Source organism: Vibrio penaeicida (assembly GCF_019977755.1).
GTDB lineage: Bacteria > Pseudomonadota > Gammaproteobacteria > Enterobacterales > Vibrionaceae > Vibrio > Vibrio penaeicida.
Map to the genome: position 1 here is coordinate 466,373 of NZ_AP025144.1, position 19,810 is coordinate 486,182.

Consider the following 19,810-nt stretch of genomic DNA (forward strand, 5'->3'; position numbering starts at 1 on the left):
GGTCTTTTTAGTAGATAGGTAACTTTCATTCTCGCGAAACAGCGGTGATAGGTCACAACACATCATTATCCAGAGATCAAAGAGGAGCGAACATGGATAAGCAGGATACGCGCTTTGAAAACGAATTTGAGCATGAAGTCTCAAGCAAAACGATTGATGAATTTAATACGCTTCAGGCTTTTTCTGTTCAGCCAACCAGCCTGCTGGAAACCACTTTAGCAGATACGCTTGGTCTCTCGATGCATAATGCTGTGACCAGTCAGCAGCAGTCTCAAATGACCACCGCAGCCTCTGTCACCAATGCGTGTGCAAGGTTACTTCAAACTCAGATTAAGCCAGCGCCACTTGTGCAAGTGAATACGCCCATAGAAGAGCCTGCATTACCAAACACTAAGGTGCAAAGAATGGGGCACGATGAAGAGCCTTTAACCTCTGTCGCTGAAGAAGCAACAGAGGTGGAAGAACCCAAAAAAGGCAAATTTAGCTTACTGGGTTTTTTGAAGAAAGATAAAGGAGAGAGCAGTGGTGAGCAGTGATAATGCGTTGAATTTTGATGTAAAAAAACAGTTAGAACAAATCGAAGCCTTTACTCGAGATCAGCAGCAAGAAGTGCAAGAGATGATCGCCAAATCTCGTGAGCAATTTAACGTTTCCGATCCTGAAGAATCCGTCGATAGAATCGAATCTGAAGTGAATGGCATGCTCAGTAATATTGAGGGCTTGCTTGAACAAGAGATAAGAAAAATCAATGAGCAGCTTCAGCAGTTGCTTCCTAATGACTAGCAAATAAGGAAAGAGTATGGCAAAGCCACCAAAAGTGAATGAGCAAATTACGGATTCCGTAACGCAAACTAACACCCAAGTATTGGGCAGCGCTCCCTCGAATGCGATGGGTAACCTGTACACATCCATGGGACTCGCAATGTCTAACCTAAACAACAACGCAACCAATGCTCAGCAGCAAGCCAATATTGGTATGCAAGCAGCAACAGTTCAAGGTGTTAATGCGTTAACAGCGATTGGGACTGCCGCTCTCAGCAGAGCAACGGAAGAAATTGTTGAGAAAGACAGCGAGTAAGCCATAAAGCCGATTCGTCATCCCTGTCATTCTTGAAATGTTTGAGAAAACTCCACCCTGATACCCCATTTAGGCCAACCCTCTTAATTGGCCTTTTTTTATAGAGAGCGATGACCTTGAGGTAAGCCTTTGTTTTACGAGAAACGACCTTAGGCAAATGGACGAGTTTAGGAGATAACTATGAGTGACGACGGAAAAAAAGATCTGGAACAGGTTTCGGAGATGATCGTTCAACTCGCCGACTCTGCTATGTCCGACACCATGGGCTTGCACATGCAAAACGCGGTCACGACGCAGCAAGGCATGCAAACGGTCGCGAACGCCTCAACGTCTACCGCTTGTGCTCTGATTTTGAAAAAGGGTGGTTAGCTTTTTTGGGTAGAGGAAAGCTTTGGTAGAGAAAAGCTTTGGTAGAGAAAAGCTATGTGTAGAAAAAAGCTAGGGTAGAGGAACGTTATGGCGGGCGAGAGTACAACTGACAAAGCGAAACAATCCGTTGCCCAATCTACCGCTATTGCTATTCAAGATGCCGCAGATAACCTCCGTAACCTAAATACCATGAGCACCACAGCCATTGGTGTCGCCCTTTCAGAGCTTTTGGCCACCGGTGATCCTAAATATGTCCAAGTCATAGAACAAGCTCAAAAAATCATGGAAAAAGGCACTGCCAATTTTGCTGAATTGGGCAGTAAGGCTGCCGATGTTGCAAAGAAATTTGATTGAGTAGCGGTATGGGGCATATTTATCCGAATACGTGATTTCGCCTAAAAACCCCCTGTTCTTACTGGGTTTCTAACCCTCAATCCTCATTACAATCCTGGTTTTGTGCAGATGTTTTAATAAGGACACACAATGCGAATTCTTGAAATACTGATCATAGCCTGGCTAACTTTTATCTCTCTTTATTTATTCAATTCCGCTTTTAAAGCCATGGTGGACGCTTGGCTATTGGTTTCGTAATTTCCAACTCATTGGAAAGAACGTAATCTAATAGGAAAATCCAAGTTGAATGACGTCACTCAACTTGGATTGATTATCTGGGTCTCAGACCCACGTAGGGTTTTGAAAGCGAACGTCTACTTTGAGAAAAGCAGAAGTTTATTATTTGTTCATCAAACCACTACGTCACAGCAGCTATCAGTAAGAATGGTGAATGTGTCATTACCATCAATTACCGTTAAAGCGGAATAGTCATCATCGTTATAGCCAAGCCAATTGAGATACGCTTCTTGAGTATGACTCAGGTTGGAATGAGAAACAGAATCTACATCCGTTAAAGCAAAGTTTGAACCAGTAACAATCAGGCCGTGAGGTTCAAATCCATTGTTTCTTAGGTGTTCAGACGTTAGATTGAAGTTGGACGTTTGAGCCGTGCCCACAATCACTTCAAAATTTCTGAAATCGACAGAGTCATCGGACCCAAACACAAACTTGTCAAAACCCGATCCCCCATCGACGTCTCGAACAATGCCATCTGCTGCGTTTTTCAGTTTGGATATATCGACATAATCATGCCCTGAACCGGCATCGATGGTCACATCAGTTAGGTGCGAATTTTTACTGTCCACCATGGTGATAACATCACTGCCTGCACCAGTGCTTATATCAAAATCGTTTTCCCAAAGGCTGTTATTGGACTGAACAGAGATATAGATTTTGTCGTGACCGCATCCCGTTTCAATGTCACCACGCTTTGAGTTGTTGATCAGTACTTTTGAGCCGCAGTAATTGTTAAGTGTTACGTTTACGTCAACGAAGTTATCTAAGTAAACCCAGCTAGAGTCGCCCTCTACCTTGACCTCCTTATAATTTCCTTTATCCCATTCTTCCGTTCTGGCGTAAATTTTACCGCCATGACCCCAGTCGCAATTGACCAGATCAACCCCTTCGTCTAACCCGAAAGACCAACCTGTGCCAATGATTGCTTGTGTAGCATTTTCAACTGTTAAATTTCCGGCTGTTCCAGTGCTATCTAAGTTTGTAGTGCCTACTAACAGTACATCTTTCATAACAATAACCTCCATTTAATTGAAACGACATGTTTCGATTTGGAGTCTATTTGTTAATTTTGCGTTAGGAAATGTGTGAAGGAGACATTCACCTCAATATAGGGCGCAACGTATGACGAATAGGTTACCGTACGTTTTTCTAATTCATTTGATGGGTTTAGTTGCACTGAAATTAATTTAATAAATCTAATACTATAAAATTAGTTTTATTTAATAAGTGAGTGTTAACCTTTTGAGTCTTAGCGACTTTCATTGGCTGTTTTATGCTTCTTGAGTATATGTCTTATTTCTTCGTTATATCTCATAAGCCCACTGATCCTGAGTCATCTTCTCAATCTGATTAGACTCCAATGAATAGAGCTTGGCAGCATTCAATGGGGGGGAATAGACGTGAAGAGTGACTAAGTCTTGCCCGTTGGATTGCAAATTGGAGATTTGATGGATTTGGTTATCACAACTGGAAGTGATTTGATCTCTTTCTAGTTTGGTTGAACCGAGCGCGAAGATGTGCCCATTTTCTGCTCGCTCAAAATAGGTTTCTGTGGCTTCTCCTTTCAGTACTTTCACCCCGCAATTAGAACCTTCATGATCGTGTATTCGGCTTCTCTGACCGTTTAGCCACCCAAGAATGAGGACTTCCACATGATCACTTTGATACAAGTAGCGTCGATGGTATTGGGTACGATCAAAAACAGACAGTTCCTCTATCGTTGCTTGATCTACCCGAACATGCTCTAGCAAGAAACGGATCACCGGCAGCGAAAGCGGCTGGGAAGGTTGATCTAAATGAGAAACAAGTTCTTTGACACATATAGGCTGTACCGACGACGGGGTGATGGATAGCAATTCCGTTAGCACGTTCATATTCGTTGAGTCCGATTCGATAAAGGTAGTTTTATCTTAAAGTCGGCGAAGGAGAATTAGTTTTTAACTTGTTGCTGAATTGTTAATTTTTGAGCGATGTTTTTCTCATAAACGGGCATATTCGAGAAAGGATTGCTGAATATTGATCTTTGAGAAAATAATCGCAAATTTAATTCAAAAGCGAGTGTTTCGTGTCGACCCTATGTTTAGGGTTTAACGCTTACAGAGATAAATCGAGCCCGTACTTATCAAGAATGTCATCATAAACGCCATTTTCTTTAATCCGTTTAAGTGCTTCGTTAAAACGTTTTGTTAATGCTTTTGCGTTGGGGTATTCAGGAGAAACCATTAAATATGAATCCCAATTTGGGTTCCCGCTTTGATTGAGCATTTCTTCAAAGGTTGTGTCGAGAGTAGTAAATAGGTGTTGTTCATTTGGATAAAGCTTGCGAATCAGATACCAACCCAACAGTTCATCCATCAATATCAGATCGACTCGTCCTGCGTGTAGCCGCATAATGTTTTGGCTATCCTTCGAAACCAACTCAAGTCGTATGCCGGCTTCCTCCAAAGTAGTAATAGAAGCTTCGCCGGCTAAACTGCCAAATTTGTATGATTTAAGTTCGGAGAGTTGCTTAGCATCTTTTGGTATATCAAATCTTGATTTTCGGTAGAAAAATCGACCATTTGGATTAATGAGTACTCTGTCGGAGAAGCTGAAATTTTTGATACGCGCAGGAGTGATAGCGTAGGGAAATGCAGCAAAAGCGTCGCCATTTTTAACCATGTGTTCTGCTCTTTTCCACGGTACAAATTTATAGTCAGGCGTCATTCCCATTTCAATGACAACGGCGGTCGTGATCTCAGTGACAATGCCATAACCCTCCAGTTCGGCAGAGGTATAAGGCGGCCATTCGCCCGTTGCAAGGGGGAGTCGTTCTCGCTCTTGCGCTAAAGATTGTGATGCACTGATTCCCCAAAGCAATAAGCTCATGATAAGTAAAAGTTTCATCATCGTCCCCAAACTGCTTTATTTTCCCTTTTGAAAAGTATAGTCGTTAAGCCAAATTATAGGCGGTCTCTATTGTGGTTAGGTTGATCAGATTTTTACTAAAACAATATTGATAATGGTTATCATTCGTATATTGTATTTGAGATTTAGAACAAACGAAATCACTGCGGAGACGAAAATGGAACAAACTGATATTACTAAGCTGCTTATTCCTCAAAGTGACTGGGCATCCCCCGAGCTTTTTCTTTACGAAAATGAAGACCAATTACGCCTTGATTTAGCGTCAGCCATTCAATTTAGTGGTATTAACAGCGTCGGTGGGGTTGTTTTAGGCTTTCGACTGGTGCAGTACGCCGTAGAATTAACGTCTGGAAACATGCCCTTACAGCGAGATGGTATCAGTATTTATACGTCTTTCCCCGGTCGCGGAACACAAGATGCGTTTGAATACACTTGCCGTGCACTTCGCGATAAACGTTACTGTTGCGATACCACATTGCATCACCCTGGCGCGCAATCCGGTCAAAGAGGGCAATTTTTGTTTACCATGCGCGTGAATGAGCAATCTATGGTGATGACTCCGGCTGATGGTATGCCTCAACACAGTTATTTTGAAGCAGACAGACGATCGAAAGACAGCCATGAAGCCGCAATGAAATGGCGAGATGAAAAAATCAATTTTGCCAATACCCTATTAAGCTTACCGCCTGAAAAATGCTTGCGAGTACTGTAGGTGTTATTGCCTCTAGCTAACCATTCAGAATAGACCAGATCAGAATGGATCAGCGGTGCCTATTATTCATAGCCCACACCGCTGATTTTATCTAAGGCAGACTGCTATTTCTTACTGTGCAGCTTGTCGGCCAAGTCTTGCGCTAGCGCCACCATCGTTAACGTTGGGTTCCATGAGCCGCCTTGTGGCCATAACGCGCCACCAGTGATATAAACGTTGGCTGTGCCTTTGAGTTTATAATTTAAATCAACAGGTGCGGATTCTTCTTCACCAATGTGAAGTGTGGAGCTTTCATGAACGGGGGCATCGACACGGATATCTTTGGCTGCTGGTCGCGAGCCCACCCATTCCCCATGATCTTGCCCATTTTCAAAGCGTGGATGCCAATATTCCACCACACCCGAACCATTCGGTGAAAGCACGGTTTCCAAAATATCAAAAGTGGACTGATCCATCTTATCCCACGTTTCAATATCAAGTTTGTTGGTGGTAATCTGCAGTAACGAATTAGTCGTCACATTATCGTCTGCTGCGTTTTGCTTAAACCAGTTATTGAAGTTCTTATAGTCAAGCTCACCCAATACCGCACATACAAAAACGACGTGATCAGGTGAGGATTGCAACTGTTCCATTGAGGCCGTTGCAACCACATCCGGCATGTACCTTAGTGCGAGCTCTGCGTTTTTCTCTGGGTCGGAATCCCACAAGGAAGAAAGTTGTATGTGGAACTGTTGATCAAAGCTATCGTTGGCAACACCTGCCACGTAGTTTGCCCCCAATTCTAACTGACCAAATTGCCCATGAGGATCTAAATCGGATTTAGGCACACGAGCCACAATCGAGCTAATGAAGTGAGCGGAAAAACGCGATCCTAAATTCGGAATCGTTGGGAATGAGTTACGAACCAACGTAGTCGGTGGCAAAGTTCCCATTGCCAATACGAGTTCAGCATTGCCCAGTGGCAATACACCACGAGAGGTTTGCAGTGCGGTGGCTTTTCTTTCTCCGTTCAGCTCTTGCTGGTGGATCTCTTCGACAGTACATGCGCTGACAATATCGAGCTGAGGTCCAACGCGTTCGCCATTTTCGTCGACTTTATTAAATTTCTCTGCCAGTTCAAGTAATTCACCTGGCGTTGCAAATTTTTGGAAATCAATGCCATTTTCCTGCATAGAGGCTGAAGCCAGTGGAGCAGGGTCGGTACGATAAATGCCACTCACGCCTGTACCGAGCTCTTGCAATAATCCTTGTACTTGTCTTTGTAGCGCACCATAAACAGGACGAGTGCCAGAGACAAAATTCGCAATTTCTTGATTTGGGAAATTATCGATCTCGTCTGCATTTTGCACCCTAAGTAGAGTTTTAGCTGTTTCGAAATTATTTCTTGCTGCTTCAATGGTATGTGTTGGCCAACCTGCAAACTCTTCGCTATTCGGTATTGGGCACCATGCGCTCCAAAGTGTAGATCTCCCGCCAAAGAAAGGCACCATGCCGTGTTGCCACTTAATAAGGGATTCTGGCTGCTGATTTTCAATCGACATTGTCCACGGGAAGGTTTCCGATAGCCCTCCTAATGTATCTTTAAAGGGGAGGGGGAGGTTTTGGAAGTGCTCAGGCAAAAAGAACGTGCCTCGTTCAATCAATAGAATTCGAGCATTGGAATTTTCTTTTTCTAGAATTCGCTCTGCAAATGCCAAGGCACAAAAGCCAGTACCGACCACGATGTAATCGTAATCATTTTCTTCACGCGCTTTCTTCCATTCGCCATTAGATAGGAAAAACACGTGATCCATGACTTTTTGAGCCGTTGGGCTTTGTGGCCCCGGAGTTGGGTAGCCATACTGAAGTTTGTTACTTGATGCCGCTGTTCCCATTATTTATTCCTTTTATAAATTAGAGGTGGCTGGTTACGTAGCAATTAGCTCTTAGCACCGAATGCCAAGCGCTTAATGATGTCTGCTTGATCTGGATAATCTGAGATAAGTTGCTGAATATCGGATTCGGTAGGAGTGATTGAATCTTCCGGATCCCACCCAGGCGCTAAACTGCATGCGCACAGAGCAAAGTCGGAATCGTCTTGGAGTTCAGCCCCGAACCAAGTGTTATGAGGGGCTGAGCACAGTAAAACCTGATCCAGCTCCAGCTTGTCTCCTACAGTAATTTCTTTGAACTCACCATTAGATAAAAACAGATAGAGCTTGAGCGCCGCTCCTTGTAAAAAGAACCACTGCTCATCTTGATTTAATTGATGCAAAGCCAAACGAGTAGAGGGAGTTGGAGACGCTAAGTCACGCGCAAGCATGTAATAATTGTTTGAATAAAATCGTCTGTCTGATTGGAATCTATCCGGTAGTGCTTGCTGAGGAATGACCTCGTCGGAGGCTTCACCTTCACCAAAAAATCCACCTAGCTCAATGGCTTCTAGCTTTAGGTGATCAAGCCAGTATTCTGCGCCTTTCATCACGCCTCCTCAGGTGGGTTGACCAGTGAAAAGCACACGGTGATGCCCTTGATCAGGTCTGGGTTTTTGGTGTCTCGCCAAAGCCCTTTCTGAGTTACGATGGGTTCGTCTTTGAGGCCGCCAGAACCATCAGGAACGGGGATGGTTTCATGTAAGTTGAGGATAGGTTTTCCGGATGCGATAACCAGTTTGTCGTGGGCAACATGAGCAGCAAACTGGTCTTTTTGTCCAATTAAGTCACTTTTTGGGACGCCAATTAAATCGGAAAAGTTTTGGTTGACCCAAATAAAAACAGAATCTGTATTCTTGATAACATAATAAATACCATCTTGCGTATCTAAAACGTCCATTAAGATGTCCGAATTAAATTCCTCAGGACTAATAGGGGGCTCTATAACATTTTTAAGCATATTTTGATCCTTATTATTGGTGCAAAATTACTTATTTAGAGTAGAGCGGTTTTTATTTGTGTGTAAAAGGTTATTAAATTGAGATGTGATGGCTGGATAATTTATTGTGCTTATTGAGTTTGCAATAAAAATAAATCGGAATCTTCTGCTTTGTGGTGTGTTTAATTGTTGATTATTAAGGGTTATTTTTGTTTTTTATGCTTTGGGTTAAAGGTGGGAGGAGAGGTTTATGTTATACAGGTGTATTAAATTATTTTTTATTTTCTTTAAATTTTAATGACTTAAATATATTAAGGTTAATTATAAATAAAAAAATCAGAAATAATCTAATCTGGACTTTTACTAAAACCAAATAAAACTATACCGATTAAATACTATTGTGGGCTATAAGGAGTATTGGTTTTTTATTACATTCCACTCTTAGCTTCCGTTAGCCAAGGTAAAAAACGTTGAATGCTGTCGGTCAGTACTTCACTCGCATTTTTCTGATACCCATATACTCGAATACCAAAAATCACCATCATGAGTTGATGCGCGTAATTTTGTGCCTCCGACGTTGAAAATGTGCTTTCTAGATGGTGGCAGTACGTCTGCTCTATCACTTGCAGTTTGTCTGTGGCTAAGAACTGCAAATCATCATCCAAAGCGGACAATTCTAGTTGCGATTTAACCAAAAAACAGCCGCAGTAGGGGGATTCTTTCGTTTGCTCAATAAGCTCTGTGAGAATGTGTTGTATTCCTTTGATGGCACTCCCCGTTTTTTGGACAGCGGTATGAATTTCTTCAACAGAATGATTGGCATAGCTTTCTAACGCCATGCGAAACACCCCTTCCTTACTGCCAAACTCGTTGTACAAACTACCGGGCTTAAGACCTGTTTTTTTCGAGATATGTTGAATGCTCGTCGCAGAGTACCCTTGGCTCCAGAACAAGTCCGTTGCCTGTGAAATGACCTCTTCGATTGAATACTTCTTTTTTGCCATGCGATCTTAATCTCCTACTGCTGAGGACATAATAGCAGTTTTGAACGATCACTCAAAAAATATTTGACAGGCAAACTTTGGATATATATTTTGAATGAACGTTCAAAATAATTTAAAAAGGATAATTCATGAAAAAATCACTTTTAACTTCGCTTAGTACACTCGCCATAATGGTTTCATTCAACGCGTCAGCGAGCGACCTGAATGTTGTTCATCAACTGGATCATAAAGCGCCTCCGGGGAATATTGCCGCTTCTTCGTCTGGTCGAATATTTATGAGTAATCATCACTTCTACGGGGCAAAAAACAAGATTGTCGAAATCACCGCTGAAGGCAAAGCCGTCGCTTACCCAAATGAAGTATTTAGCCAAAGTCTTAACCCTGTTTTGGGAGTGATTTTGGATAAGAAAAACGTGCTATGGATGCTAGAAACGGCAGATTCTGACACGCGTGTCGGGCGTCTTGTTGGTTGGGATACAGAAAAAAACGCACTGCACAAAGTGGTTTACATCGCAGCGCCTACGATTCCACAAGACTCCTTTCTAAACGATCTGGCCGTCGATAGAGACAATGAAGTGGTTTACATCACCGATACTGCTGCTGGGCGTAATTCCGCATTAATCGTGATTGATTTGAAGACCGGCGTGACTCGACGCGTGCTAGATGGGTCTCCTTTTACGCAGCCAGAAGACATCGACATGGTGATTGACGATAAAGTCGTCACGCTTGGTGGGTCGCCAGCACGCATTGGCGCCAACCCCATTACACTGGATACAAAAAATGAATGGCTCTATTTTGGCGCAATGAGCGGTACTAAACTGTATCGAGTTAATACGTCTGATTTGCGTAATCCAGCGTTGTCGGCGAAGCAGTTAGAACAGCGGGTAGAAACATACGCCAACAAGCCGATCAGCGACGGTATCGCCATTGATCTGGACGACAATGTCTACATAACGGATATCACCAACGATGCGGTTGGGTACATTGGTCAAGATCGCCAGTATCGAGTATTACATTCCGATTCAGAACTGCTGAGTTGGAGCGATGGCTTTGCAACAAAAGCCAATGGGAAGATTCTGGCTACGGTCAATAAGCTTCACAAATCACCGGTGCTAAATCAGAACAAAGATGAAAGTGGCGATCGCTATTACATCGTTGAATTTGATGCCCTAGGAAAAACACAAGTGGGTCGATAAAGATAGAGGTAGGGGAAGATGGAACTTCTCCTACCTAACCTTAGGTATAGTCACCAATCTTGAGGTTTATTCGGTTTGAAATATCTCTATAATTCAATCATCTAATCTTAATGAATGGGCGAGCCCGATGCCAATCCCTGCGCCGCAATGGCCAAAACTCATATTGCCCACCAATTTTTTCGCCAGTTTTCATCAAGTGTTTAGTTTCAATTTTTGAAGCTAAAAGTGGAAGCTGTAACATGACCCCCCCTCTTCCTTACACCCAATATTTTATGAAATCCAGATGATTTAGCAGACTATTGCATTCCTCAAGCCGAGTAAGGCGCACCTGCGTTGATTTAAATTCAAGGTAGAAAGAAATTGAAGTCGCATTTCGCCACTTCAAATTAAAGCTTTCTATCAATGACTATCAACAAAGGAGTGAACAATGCGCTTAATCTATGCCTTGCTTTTGTCAGTTGTCGCACTGGCATCTAATGCAACAGAATCTAATTTTATTTTGGGAAGTTCTATCTCTAAAATCTCGCTAGGTGATGCCAAACTCGATACATTTGTAGTGTCTGTTGGGCACGAAAGTAAATTGAAGAACAACTTTTCAATCATTCCAGAAATCAAGCTAGGTACTGGTATAAGAGACAGTCGTAGTGGTGATACAGTCACGAGGCTTGAACGCTATGCATCTTCTGGTGTCAGGCTACAACATGATGTAACAGAACAGTTGTTTGTCTACCTATCGCCTACTTTTGCAAATTTTAAGGTCAATTCATCTTCCTCTACACGCCTACTCACAAGGAGCACTTCCCATTTTGGGGTTGGTTTCGGCGTAGGCTATCAAATTGATGACAGTATTCTAATTGATGGTTCGATTGAAGAATTTGATGAGTTTGATCTCTTTCAGGTGGGTTTGAAAGTCTCGTTTTAAAACAGCAGTGCTCGTATACGGGCACATTGCCAGCTAAATGTGTACAGAATAAGTGAGGAGCATTATGGCTTGGAGTGTATACAAAGTTTGCAAAGCAACTTTACTGGAACGGTTGGTCAGCCACAAAAAAATACAGCGTGCTCGGGCAGAAGCAAAAATTCGGCTAATCGACCAGACGAGCGTAGGTTTCGGCTGGCAAAGCGAATGGTTGACGATGATTTTCTGCCTGCCTTTTATCTTAAGTTTTATACCTGTAGTCAGGGACTACATCCTTCCTGGGTTCACCCTTATCTCTGAGTTTCCAGAGTGGTATCGGTGGCTTTTAGGGTTAGTAGTAGTTTCAAATTATGCAATACGTGTCGCCGACCGGTGCAATTTATAGCGTCGCAAACAATAACAGTGGCTAGTTAAATCAGTCCTTTCAATTGTAGGAGGGTGCATGTCAGACAAAGATCTTGATGAGTTAGAACAGATAGAGCAAGAACTTAAAGACTTAGAAGAGGAGGAACATACCAAAGCAAAAGACCGATCAAAGCCCCAGGAAGTGGTTATGGTGCTTGTTGGAAGATGGGCAATGCCTACAACAGTGGTGTTAGTACTTATTACCTGTATGTCTGGCTATTTCCTTGAGGTGGAAGCGTTTACGCCAGTGGTGGGTATGATTGCTCCGGTTGTGATGGCTCTTATTATGGTTATTCGTGAGGCTTCTGTGGGTAAAGAGGAAGACGAAACCTACAAAGACAGAGAGCGTGAGAGAGAAGAGCGAATAAAACAGTATCAGATGGAAAAAGAAGTCAAACTGGCTCAAATGGAATTTGAAGACAAAAGACATCAACAAGAAATGGCAGAAAAAGCCAGACAGTTCGATGCCAACTCAGTGTCGACAAGCGAGTTTGTCGGTTTAGCGAGAGAGATGAACAGTCAGTTGGCAGAGATCATGAAAAAAGAAACAGAACTGGTTGTTGGCGATACACGAATCAAGGTGGCCGATGGCAGTACAAAAGTTGCGCAAGACATAAAAGAGGGGAAGAGTAACAAGTAATCCAAGCCCTCTACACTGACCAATGGGGTAAAACAGCGTCACCAAATTATTAAAGGCTGGAGCGAGCGGTAGGAGTGATAACCTCGACTAGCGAGTATCATTAGTGCTGTCCCATCAATGCTACCTAAGTACTTTGCGATTTTTCTGTATTTGGTAGTTGCCATTGCTTGCGGTTAGCTATCTGGGAAGCCGAAATTCTGAGACTTGCTTTCTTTTGAGTGTCGGTGGAGCACGTTTTATCGACTCTTCTTTACCAATTATATTCTCCCTTTCCAGTTCTGTGCAGGCTTCAAGCCAGGTTTCTTGGCTAATGCCTAACCGATTCAGAATAGGTGGGAGAGTGTTAGAGGTGTGCCCTCGTTTGTCGTTCCGAATATGCCTGCCTCTCCAGCCAACTAACTCTAAGTAATCCATCAGCCTAAAGGGAATGCTGGTTGGTCCGACGAAGGGATGCAAGCAAGGGGCTGTGGCTTTGTTCTCTTTGAGTGGATCAATTCTGGATTTAACAGAAGTGTATTCGGATACTTTGGGGCTGTCTGCCATGTTCGCTCAAATAGGGTTTAAATCCACATATGCCATGGCAGCTGCGGGGGCTGGTTCATCGAGTAGTGCTTGGCTTTTAAACCGCCCTTCCCAAAAGTGCCTGGTACAACCGTCTTCTTTGTTGGCTTGAGTGACAATGTCTTGATTCAACATACGCACGAACCAATTGATACTGGCTAACCTATCCTACCAGGTATTAATAATGTCATGAATTTTCAGTGCTTCTGTGAGGGCTTCTTGCCTTAACTATTTTTGAATCGGTAGTGGTGGGGTGTGAAAGCTCAACCATCTTTCACAAACGTCTTGGTCAGACAGGGATTACATTTCTTCTTGGTTGATATGCAGTACCATGTGGTAGTGGTTACTCATGATGGCGTAGGCACATAAATCAATACAAAACACTTAGCTAAGTTTGAGCAATCGCTCTTCAATCCAGCCTCGGCGGTGTTCAAAGCATTGGTTTCTCTCTGAATCATAACCGCATAAAAATGAGCGCCGAACACAGCGTGATACACAGTGGTAATAGAGCGTCGCCTCTATGCCGATTAGCTGAGTACATGCTTTAGTCATGATTAGTGAAGCTCTCATTTGAAGAAGAAACATCACCATACGCGAAAGCCTTAGAGCTCGAAATGATCAGGGATTACCCGTGTAGCGATAGGTAAAACTCACTGTAATTGGTGGGTTTCGTGTTTTCTTACAACGAGTATCTCTGATATTTCTGTTGCTTACTTCATTAATGATTGTACTCATTTTACTCGGTGCTCAAAAATGCCGGTGTGGATCAGTCTTGTGTACATTCAGGCATTGGATGTTGTACGAATAACTTTAGGGAAATCAGGGAATGCTATATTAGCTCTTAATAAATCTGAGATTGGGTCATAAAGCGATTACGATTATTATTAACGTTTCGCTATCCAAATTGATGAGATTTATTGCCCTTTACGTTCATGGGAGCATCTATGTACCCAAGTTACTTCAAAATATTTGGTTTCTGGGTAGTGAGAGTTAACTGGCTCTCAAGCAGGGTACCGAGAGGAGGAGATAGTCGCTCTACATCAAACATAGGTAATGCAGTATGACAGCCAGTTAAAATTGTCTGTGGGAGCCCATATTTGGTACCATTTCATCGTCAAAGAACTCGGAAAGGACCCGTCATTTTAAGTTATTCTCCTTGAATTGGAACAGAATATAGGCTCTGAATCCTGCATCTTGAGGTTACTTGGGAACATGTCCCATTGGTTATTCATTTTTTGGATACCTAAACTTGAAGTGAAAGGCTAAAGAAATGTTCTCAATAAGCAATTCCTTTGCTGATCACGTCTCGTAATTTTGAGCGTGGTTAGTCGCATTACTGCGCATGGTTTCAAACTTATTGAATGCATCTGAGACGACAGCTTTATCAGTACCAGTTAACGAAAGCGTTACACCGCATGCTGGGTTTGAACATGGAAAAGCCTGACCAGATAGCAACAAACTCGATTCAAAATGGATAGGCATACCGCAATCTGGGCAATCTACTTTAGATTTAATGCTCATAGTATAAATTCCTTATTTTTTAGTTGGGATAGGCGTTATATTCTTTGAAAAAAGCTCTAAGATCGTCGTAATTCCATTTGGCAGCGGTAATTGACCTGCTTCTAACATGATTTCATAACTGGCATGTGCTGAGCCTATTTGCTGGTCAGCTTTCTGATTAGATTGAGCAAGCGTGCCATGCAGTTCTGTTTCAGTTTCATGATCTGAGGTATTTTTTCGCTTGTCTGTTCTTTTTCGTTCCGTTGCCTTTTCATTTTTTATTTCACGCGAGCTTTTTACCTCCATGCTGAACGCAACAGTTAACTTTTCTAGCGCCAGTGAATTCAAAGGTATTAGTGTCATCAATGGAATAGATATATCCATTTTTAATGGTTCTTCGCTCATCAATCCATTTTGGTCGATAGTTGACCGTGACAATGTAAAATTCACCATAATAGGTTCAAGTTGCTCATCATTGTCCTTATCACGCTTAAAACAAGTTGATAATAAAAATTGCGTTTGTGCATTGGCAATCATTGCATTTGCATCGGTAGCCGCTTTTAGAGGTGCTCCAATGAGTGCTTTCATTGGCAACCCTGAAAATTGCGAAGCGATATTAGAGTTCATATTGCGTCCTTAAATATTAACCTGGTATCTGTGCTCTTAATGCACGCTCATACCCTTCAATCAACCTTTTTAATCCTTCAGGCGGTTCGTTACCTGTAAGAGTGATTTCTAGGCTAGCATTGGCAGAACTGTCATTTTTCGGTTGACCTAGCATCTTATTTTTTATTCCTGGTTTATCCGCTTTACGCGCAAATGAGACCATTAACTGATTCATATCATTAGTATTGATCTCCAGTTCAGTATGAAACTTCACCTCTGTGATACGCGGTGCAGATACAGGTACTAATGCTAACAAAGGCACTTCAGCACTAACATTCTCAACCCCATGCTCTGTTCGGCTGGGAAACTGCATATTACAAGTTTTAGGGGTGTAGCTTGGCGCATCTCCCTCTTCACCTAGGTGCTCATCAAAAAAGCGCTTAACAAAGTCAATGGTTTCACCTTCTACCGACTTTGCAGCGTCTTTAACCCCTTTATGGATGGCCTGCATTAACGATTGAAATTCGATCATATGTTTCTCCTACTATTGGCTTTGTAAAATGAGGAAGCCGGAGCTTCCTCGGTTTAAACAATCAATATTTGTGATTACTCTGGTTTTTCGATGATAGGTTCAATGTTTTTAGTGAATGCATTGATAATGGTTGTTACACCTGTAGGTAGTGGGAGTTGACCTGCATGAACATCTACCTCATATTTTGCTTTATTTGATGCCTCGTAGTGTTCTTTCTGCGTTGAACTTGATTTATTACTATGAGATACCGAACCACTAACTTCAACGGAGAAAAGACCAGCATTGTATTTTGCCGTAATATCTGCTTGTGCAGCTGTTTCTTGCTCAGTTTTCTTTTCATTATCTGTTGAGGTTGAACTTGATACTTCCATTTCAAAATGTACTTTCACATCGTCAACGGCTAACGAGTTAAGTGGTATAAGAGTAAGAAGTGGTAGTCTTAGCGTGATCTCTGCGTCGGTACCTGCGCTTCCGTCGGCTTTAATCACTGGGCGTTTCAAGATGAACTCAACCATAATTGGTTCTAGTTGACCATTACCACCTCCACCGTTAAAACACGTACTCAGCATAAATTGAGTTTGTGTTCTGGCCATCATACCGTTTGCATCTGTTGCTGCTTTTAGTGGACCACCGATAAGGGATTTCATTGGCAAGCCACCAAACTGCTGTGCCATTGATACTAATCCAGACATAAAGTCTCCTAATTATTTTGTTGCAGTACCTTTGGTACTGAGTTGATAAAGTAATACTCGTTTTTGAGCTGCACTTTGTTTCTAAGTGCAGTGCTATATTAGGTTCTTGCACAGGAGCTTAATCGGGGGAAAAAATGGATTTTTCAGTCATTGAAGGGGAGGTGCTAAATTTAAAATTGCACAACATAGAACCTTGGAAGCTCATAGTACTTATTAGTATCAATGAGTACATACGCATACCAAAAAAGTCGTTAAGTTTTTTATGACATACAGCGTTATTGGTGGAGTTACATATATATAAGGCTTTTCAAATAACTTGAAGTGGAGATAAAAACAGGCGAAATTAAACGCCTGTAATGCCCATTATTAGATAAAAATTTCGAGTGAATTTTGATTTGGAATCCGTCAACGAGAATGGCTAAGAGTATGCACTTCTGCTACTCAAACGTCTGCCTTGGGGCTAACAGCTCATACACAAAGAACACCAGCAGCGCACAGCCAAAGGTGATCAGCACGGTGGTCATCCCTTCTGAACCCATCCAGTCGAGCATAAAGCCGATCACCAACAAGCCCGTCATGCCGCCTAACGAATCCATAATGGTGTAGCTCATGTTGGCGCTCATTTGATCTTGTTGGCAGAAGCGCTCGCCTACCGCCGTTAAGCCAATGGCGTAGATGCCCCCCATCGAGCCTCCCCAGAAAAACAGCAGCGTCAGTGCCAGCCAGTATTCGGTGTACACCGCCAGAGAAAGGTACACCGCGCACACCACCGAGGTAAAAATGCAGCCCAACACCACAATACTGCGGTTAAGGAACGAGGCTCCGGTACTCACAAAGATGCCAAGGGTGACGCTACCAAACATAAACATGGTCAGCAGAAGCTGCGACTGTGATTCGGTGAGCGCGTTTTCCATACCATATAAGGTGAGAAAAGAGGGCAACCCAAAGAAGCTGATGCCGCCAACAAACGCTGAAACTAAAATAACTTTGGCGTGGCGCAGCGCAAACCTTACCCGAACGGTTCCCGCATTGTCGGAAGACTGCGTTTTTTGCCCCGCAATCAGCAAAAACAGAAATAAACCGGGACAGGCAGTCTAAAAAAGGCGACTGAGACGATCCTTAAAATCCCACCGTCAGGTCGATGACAGCTTGGAGTCCGGTAAGTTATCTGGGAAATTCCCAGTGCATAGGCGTGATTTTAAGCAGTTTTACGCTTTTTAAGGCGAGTGACATCAGCAAAGCGTGCTTTGAGAGAGGTTGAGAGGGAAGTGAAGTGGGGGCGGAGGTTTAGCTATCTGGAAGCCGATATCCAGAGACTCGCTTTCTTTTGAGCGTCGGTAGAGCACGCTTTACCGACTCTTCTTTACCAACTACATTCCCTCTTTCCAGTTCTGTACAGGCGTGAAGCCAAGTTTCTTTGCTAATGCCTAACCGACTCAGGATAGGGGGAAGAATATGATCGATGTGCCCTCGTTTATCATCACGAATATGTCTGCCAGTCCAGTCAACTAATTCTAAGTAATCCATCAGCCTGAACGGGATTCCGGTTGGCTGGTTTGTTCTAGGATAACCGACGAAGGGATGCAGGCAGGGTGCTGTGGCTTTGTTCTCTCTGAGTGTGTCCACTCTGGCTTTAACTGAAGTGTATTCCGATGTTTCGGGGCTGTCTGCCATGTTCGCTCGAATTGGATTTAAGTCCACATAAGTCATCGCGGCGGCAAGGGCTTGCTCGTCGAGCAGTGCTTGGCTTTTAAACCGCCCTTCCCAAAAATGCCCAGTACAACCGTCTTCTTTGTTGGCTTGAGTGGCAATGTATTGGTTTAGCATGCGCATAAACCAACTGATGCTGGCTAATCTCTCCCGCCAAGTGTCAATGAGATCATGAACTTTTTCCGCTTCAGCTTCTGTTAGGGATTCTTGCTTTAACCACTTTTGAATCAGCAATGGTGGGGTGTGAAAGCTCAACCATCTTTCACAAACGTCTTGGTCAGACAGGGATTGCATTTCTTCTTGGTTGATATGCAGCACCACGTGGTAGTGGTTACTCATGATGGCGTAAGCACAGACATCAATACAAAACACTTGGCTAAGATTGAGCAATCGCTCTTCAATCCAACCGCGGCGGTGTTCAAAGCATTGGTTTCGCTCTGAATCGTAACCGCAGAGAAAGGAGCGTCGAACGCAGCGAGATACACAGTGATAATAGGGTGTCGCTTCTAAGCTGATTAGCTGAGCACGTGCTTTGGTCATGATTCGCGAAGTTCTCATTTGAAGAAGAAACCCCACCATACGTGAAAGCCTTTGAGCTAGAAATAAGCAAAGATTACTGTTGTGGCTTGAAGCATGACTGGCTGTAATTGATGGGTTTCGTGTTTTCTTAGAGTGAGTGTCCCCGTTATTTTTTTATTTCATCCTTTCCAGTTTCTCTAATCAACTTTTGTTCGTTTCACATTCTCCTCTCAAACCGAAAGATTATTCTAGGTTCGAAGCGAACCGGCTTTTCTTGCCGCTTAAAACCAAAGCTATGCAGTAAGTTTTGAGAAGCATAGTTGTTGTCGAACACATCGGCATACAGCTGGGTTATGTCTTGCTGCCTGAGTTGGTGGATAAGCTGCTCGATGGCTAATGAAGCAAAGCCTTTGCGTTGGTAGGGAGCGGATATCCAGTAATAGATAAAGGCATGAGGTTGTCGCTGGTCAGTCTGTAGGTAGTAGCCCACGCAGCCGATGAGTCCAAACTCGCGATGAAATACCCCTTGCCGAGTATGTGGCTTGCCACTGTTTTCTAAGATGTAATTCTGCGCACTTTCAATGGAGCTTATCGGTGAGCAGTTCAACGCTTGGCAAATGCCTTTGCTCATGCGCTTTAGGATGATCGGGGCATGCTTAAGTTCAATGGGGGCCAGCTGAATCGTATTTGGTTGTGGAATCACATCCGTTTTGGCGGTTTGCTTTTTAACGGTGTGATTGTTGAATTGTTTTAAAGGGCTGGATGACATAGTTAACGAAAAGTAAGCATATCGAGGGGAAGTACTCAATGGCTTCTTATGAGCATAAAGAAATACACAAAATGGGCGACGAAAAGGGTTTTTATACCCACCTGTTGCCGTATATGTGCTTGCATGTAAAGGGCGACAGAAAGACCTATTGAATAGGTTTGTCGCCCAATTTGTGTCGTTTGGGCTTTACGTCCATTAGGGTCAATAGATA

General features: G+C 43.0%; 23 protein-coding genes and 1 pseudogene. 9 read left to right on the plus strand and 15 right to left on the minus strand.

The genetic code is table 11. The features are described from left to right. Nucleotides 1-92: 92 nt before the first annotated feature. The 5 genes from LDO37_RS02390 to LDO37_RS02410 all read left to right on the plus strand — a co-directional run bounded on the left by LDO37_RS02390 (nucleotide 93) and on the right by LDO37_RS02410 (nucleotide 1,801). Entirely contained in the window at nucleotides 93-536 is a 444-nt protein-coding gene (locus LDO37_RS02390; protein WP_126607923.1) for a RebB family R body protein, read from the plus strand. Beyond that, nucleotides 526-783: a hypothetical protein gene (locus tag LDO37_RS02395; protein WP_126607924.1), complete on the plus strand. Its 258-nt coding sequence runs from the start codon at nucleotides 526-528 to the stop codon at nucleotides 781-783. The genes LDO37_RS02390 and LDO37_RS02395 overlap by 11 nt, the downstream gene beginning before the upstream one ends. A 16-nt stretch (nucleotides 784-799) precedes the next feature. Beyond that, complete coding sequence (locus LDO37_RS02400; RefSeq protein WP_126607925.1) at nucleotides 800-1,078, plus strand: RebB family R body protein; 279 nt, start codon at nucleotides 800-802, stop codon at nucleotides 1,076-1,078. A gap of 180 nt (nucleotides 1,079-1,258) precedes the next feature. Continuing rightward, nucleotides 1,259-1,447, plus strand: coding sequence for a RebB family R body protein (locus LDO37_RS02405; RefSeq protein ID WP_101111116.1), 189 nt, complete (start codon nucleotides 1,259-1,261; stop codon nucleotides 1,445-1,447). A gap of 87 nt (nucleotides 1,448-1,534) precedes the next feature. Then, the gene (locus tag LDO37_RS02410) at nucleotides 1,535-1,801 is read left to right on the plus strand and encodes a hypothetical protein (protein WP_101111115.1); all 267 of its coding nucleotides are present in this window, start codon (nucleotides 1,535-1,537) and stop codon (nucleotides 1,799-1,801) included. A 389-nt stretch (nucleotides 1,802-2,190) separates the two neighbouring features. Here LDO37_RS02410 and LDO37_RS02415 read toward each other — a convergent pair whose 3' ends face one another. The 3 genes from LDO37_RS02415 to LDO37_RS02425 all read right to left on the minus strand — a co-directional run bounded on the left by LDO37_RS02415 (nucleotide 2,191) and on the right by LDO37_RS02425 (nucleotide 4,963). Then, nucleotides 2,191-3,087, minus strand: a complete 897-nt coding sequence (locus LDO37_RS02415; RefSeq protein WP_126607926.1) for a hypothetical protein — start codon at nucleotides 3,085-3,087, stop codon at nucleotides 2,191-2,193. A gap of 294 nt (nucleotides 3,088-3,381) precedes the next feature. Beyond that, nucleotides 3,382-3,951 carry a cysteine dioxygenase gene (locus tag LDO37_RS02420; protein ID WP_126607927.1) on the minus strand — a complete coding sequence of 190 codons (570 nt, stop codon included), beginning with the start codon at nucleotides 3,949-3,951 and terminating at the stop codon, nucleotides 3,382-3,384. A 220-nt stretch (nucleotides 3,952-4,171) separates the two neighbouring features. Next, nucleotides 4,172-4,963 carry a substrate-binding periplasmic protein gene (locus LDO37_RS02425; protein WP_221768534.1) on the minus strand — a complete coding sequence of 264 codons (792 nt, stop codon included), beginning with the start codon at nucleotides 4,961-4,963 and terminating at the stop codon, nucleotides 4,172-4,174. A 178-nt stretch (nucleotides 4,964-5,141) separates the two neighbouring features. Here LDO37_RS02425 and LDO37_RS02430 point away from each other — a divergent pair, with 178 nt between their 5' ends. Beyond that, nucleotides 5,142-5,696: a hypothetical protein gene (locus tag LDO37_RS02430; protein ID WP_126607929.1), complete on the plus strand. Its 555-nt coding sequence runs from the start codon at nucleotides 5,142-5,144 to the stop codon at nucleotides 5,694-5,696. A 104-nt stretch (nucleotides 5,697-5,800) separates the two neighbouring features. On the opposite strand, the gene LDO37_RS02435 is transcribed toward LDO37_RS02430, so the two are convergent. The 4 genes from LDO37_RS02435 to LDO37_RS02450 form a co-directional block, all read right to left on the minus strand. Continuing rightward, a complete protein-coding gene (locus LDO37_RS02435) occupies nucleotides 5,801-7,570 on the minus strand; it encodes a GMC oxidoreductase (RefSeq protein WP_221768535.1) in 1,770 nt (589 codons plus the stop codon). A gap of 44 nt (nucleotides 7,571-7,614) precedes the next feature. Continuing rightward, complete coding sequence (locus LDO37_RS02440) at nucleotides 7,615-8,157, minus strand: cupin domain-containing protein (protein ID WP_126607930.1); 543 nt, start codon at nucleotides 8,155-8,157, stop codon at nucleotides 7,615-7,617. Next, a complete protein-coding gene (locus tag LDO37_RS02445) occupies nucleotides 8,157-8,567 on the minus strand; it encodes a PAS domain-containing protein (protein WP_126607931.1) in 411 nt (136 codons plus the stop codon). The genes LDO37_RS02440 and LDO37_RS02445 overlap by 1 nt, the downstream gene beginning before the upstream one ends. A gap of 407 nt (nucleotides 8,568-8,974) precedes the next feature. Beyond that, nucleotides 8,975-9,550, minus strand: coding sequence for a TetR/AcrR family transcriptional regulator (locus LDO37_RS02450; protein ID WP_126608253.1), 576 nt, complete (start codon nucleotides 9,548-9,550; stop codon nucleotides 8,975-8,977). Nucleotides 9,551-9,678: 128 nt separating this feature from the next. Here LDO37_RS02450 and LDO37_RS02455 point away from each other — a divergent pair, with 128 nt between their 5' ends. From LDO37_RS02455 to LDO37_RS02465, 3 genes are all read left to right on the plus strand, one after another. Beyond that, the gene (locus LDO37_RS02455; protein WP_126608254.1) at nucleotides 9,679-10,746 is read left to right on the plus strand and encodes an L-dopachrome tautomerase-related protein; all 1,068 of its coding nucleotides are present in this window, start codon (nucleotides 9,679-9,681) and stop codon (nucleotides 10,744-10,746) included. Nucleotides 10,747-11,173: 427 nt separating this feature from the next. After that, nucleotides 11,174-11,668 (plus strand): outer membrane beta-barrel protein, encoded by a 495-nt coding sequence (locus LDO37_RS02460; protein WP_126608255.1) that lies wholly within the window; start codon nucleotides 11,174-11,176, stop codon nucleotides 11,666-11,668. 439 nt (nucleotides 11,669-12,107) lie between these two features. Then, the gene (locus tag LDO37_RS02465; protein WP_126608256.1) at nucleotides 12,108-12,710 is read left to right on the plus strand and encodes a hypothetical protein; all 603 of its coding nucleotides are present in this window, start codon (nucleotides 12,108-12,110) and stop codon (nucleotides 12,708-12,710) included. A gap of 177 nt (nucleotides 12,711-12,887) precedes the next feature. Here the strand turns inward: LDO37_RS02465 and LDO37_RS02470 are convergent. The 8 genes and pseudogenes from LDO37_RS02470 to LDO37_RS02505 all read right to left on the minus strand — a co-directional run bounded on the left by LDO37_RS02470 (nucleotide 12,888) and on the right by LDO37_RS02505 (nucleotide 19,638). Further along, nucleotides 12,888-13,823 (minus strand): annotated as a pseudogene (locus LDO37_RS02470) (alpha-amylase family glycosyl hydrolase). A gap of 747 nt (nucleotides 13,824-14,570) precedes the next feature. After that, the gene (locus LDO37_RS02475) at nucleotides 14,571-14,792 is read right to left on the minus strand and encodes a hypothetical protein (protein WP_185829830.1); all 222 of its coding nucleotides are present in this window, start codon (nucleotides 14,790-14,792) and stop codon (nucleotides 14,571-14,573) included. Nucleotides 14,793-14,804: 12 nt separating this feature from the next. After that, nucleotides 14,805-15,398 carry a DUF2589 domain-containing protein gene (locus tag LDO37_RS02480; RefSeq protein ID WP_126606355.1) on the minus strand — a complete coding sequence of 198 codons (594 nt, stop codon included), beginning with the start codon at nucleotides 15,396-15,398 and terminating at the stop codon, nucleotides 14,805-14,807. 16 nt (nucleotides 15,399-15,414) lie between these two features. Continuing rightward, nucleotides 15,415-15,909, minus strand: coding sequence for a DUF2589 domain-containing protein (locus LDO37_RS02485; protein WP_126606354.1), 495 nt, complete (start codon nucleotides 15,907-15,909; stop codon nucleotides 15,415-15,417). Nucleotides 15,910-15,983: 74 nt separating this feature from the next. Next, entirely contained in the window at nucleotides 15,984-16,601 is a 618-nt protein-coding gene (locus LDO37_RS02490; protein ID WP_126606353.1) for a DUF2589 domain-containing protein, read from the minus strand. A gap of 437 nt (nucleotides 16,602-17,038) precedes the next feature. Next, nucleotides 17,039-17,668, minus strand: a complete 630-nt coding sequence (locus LDO37_RS02495) for an MFS transporter (RefSeq protein WP_221768495.1) — start codon at nucleotides 17,666-17,668, stop codon at nucleotides 17,039-17,041. 220 nt (nucleotides 17,669-17,888) lie between these two features. Then, nucleotides 17,889-18,851 carry a transposase gene (locus LDO37_RS02500; protein ID WP_126606351.1) on the minus strand — a complete coding sequence of 321 codons (963 nt, stop codon included), beginning with the start codon at nucleotides 18,849-18,851 and terminating at the stop codon, nucleotides 17,889-17,891. A gap of 196 nt (nucleotides 18,852-19,047) precedes the next feature. Next, nucleotides 19,048-19,638 carry a GNAT family N-acetyltransferase gene (locus LDO37_RS02505; protein ID WP_126606350.1) on the minus strand — a complete coding sequence of 197 codons (591 nt, stop codon included), beginning with the start codon at nucleotides 19,636-19,638 and terminating at the stop codon, nucleotides 19,048-19,050. Nucleotides 19,639-19,810: the final 172 nt, after the last annotated feature.

Excerpts from the sequence above, each read along its gene's own strand:
- LDO37_RS02390 (WP_126607923.1), top strand. The coding sequence starts at position 93 with ATGGATAAGCAGGATACGCGCTTTGAAAACGAATTTGAGCATGAAGTC.
- LDO37_RS02400 (WP_126607925.1), top strand. The coding sequence starts at position 800 with ATGGCAAAGCCACCAAAAGTGAATGAGCAAATTACGGATTCCGTAACG.
- LDO37_RS02405 (WP_101111116.1), top strand. The coding sequence starts at position 1,259 with ATGAGTGACGACGGAAAAAAAGATCTGGAACAGGTTTCGGAGATGATC.
- LDO37_RS02410 (WP_101111115.1), top strand. The coding sequence starts at position 1,535 with ATGGCGGGCGAGAGTACAACTGACAAAGCGAAACAATCCGTTGCCCAA.
- LDO37_RS02415 (WP_126607926.1), bottom strand. The coding sequence starts at position 3,087 with ATGAAAGATGTACTGTTAGTAGGCACTACAAACTTAGATAGCACTGGA.
- LDO37_RS02420 (WP_126607927.1), bottom strand. The coding sequence starts at position 3,951 with ATGAACGTGCTAACGGAATTGCTATCCATCACCCCGTCGTCGGTACAG.
- LDO37_RS02425 (WP_221768534.1), bottom strand. The coding sequence starts at position 4,963 with ATGAAACTTTTACTTATCATGAGCTTATTGCTTTGGGGAATCAGTGCA.
- LDO37_RS02430 (WP_126607929.1), top strand. The coding sequence starts at position 5,142 with ATGGAACAAACTGATATTACTAAGCTGCTTATTCCTCAAAGTGACTGG.
- LDO37_RS02435 (WP_221768535.1), bottom strand. The coding sequence starts at position 7,570 with ATGGGAACAGCGGCATCAAGTAACAAACTTCAGTATGGCTACCCAACT.
- LDO37_RS02440 (WP_126607930.1), bottom strand. The coding sequence starts at position 8,157 with ATGAAAGGCGCAGAATACTGGCTTGATCACCTAAAGCTAGAAGCCATT.
- LDO37_RS02445 (WP_126607931.1), bottom strand. The coding sequence starts at position 8,567 with ATGCTTAAAAATGTTATAGAGCCCCCTATTAGTCCTGAGGAATTTAAT.
- LDO37_RS02450 (WP_126608253.1), bottom strand. The coding sequence starts at position 9,550 with ATGGCAAAAAAGAAGTATTCAATCGAAGAGGTCATTTCACAGGCAACG.
- LDO37_RS02455 (WP_126608254.1), top strand. The coding sequence starts at position 9,679 with ATGAAAAAATCACTTTTAACTTCGCTTAGTACACTCGCCATAATGGTT.
- LDO37_RS02460 (WP_126608255.1), top strand. The coding sequence starts at position 11,174 with ATGCGCTTAATCTATGCCTTGCTTTTGTCAGTTGTCGCACTGGCATCT.
- LDO37_RS02465 (WP_126608256.1), top strand. The coding sequence starts at position 12,108 with ATGTCAGACAAAGATCTTGATGAGTTAGAACAGATAGAGCAAGAACTT.
- LDO37_RS02475 (WP_185829830.1), bottom strand. The coding sequence starts at position 14,792 with ATGAGCATTAAATCTAAAGTAGATTGCCCAGATTGCGGTATGCCTATC.
- LDO37_RS02480 (WP_126606355.1), bottom strand. The coding sequence starts at position 15,398 with ATGAACTCTAATATCGCTTCGCAATTTTCAGGGTTGCCAATGAAAGCA.
- LDO37_RS02485 (WP_126606354.1), bottom strand. The coding sequence starts at position 15,909 with ATGATCGAATTTCAATCGTTAATGCAGGCCATCCATAAAGGGGTTAAA.
- LDO37_RS02490 (WP_126606353.1), bottom strand. The coding sequence starts at position 16,601 with ATGTCTGGATTAGTATCAATGGCACAGCAGTTTGGTGGCTTGCCAATG.
- LDO37_RS02500 (WP_126606351.1), bottom strand. The coding sequence starts at position 18,851 with ATGACCAAAGCACGTGCTCAGCTAATCAGCTTAGAAGCGACACCCTAT.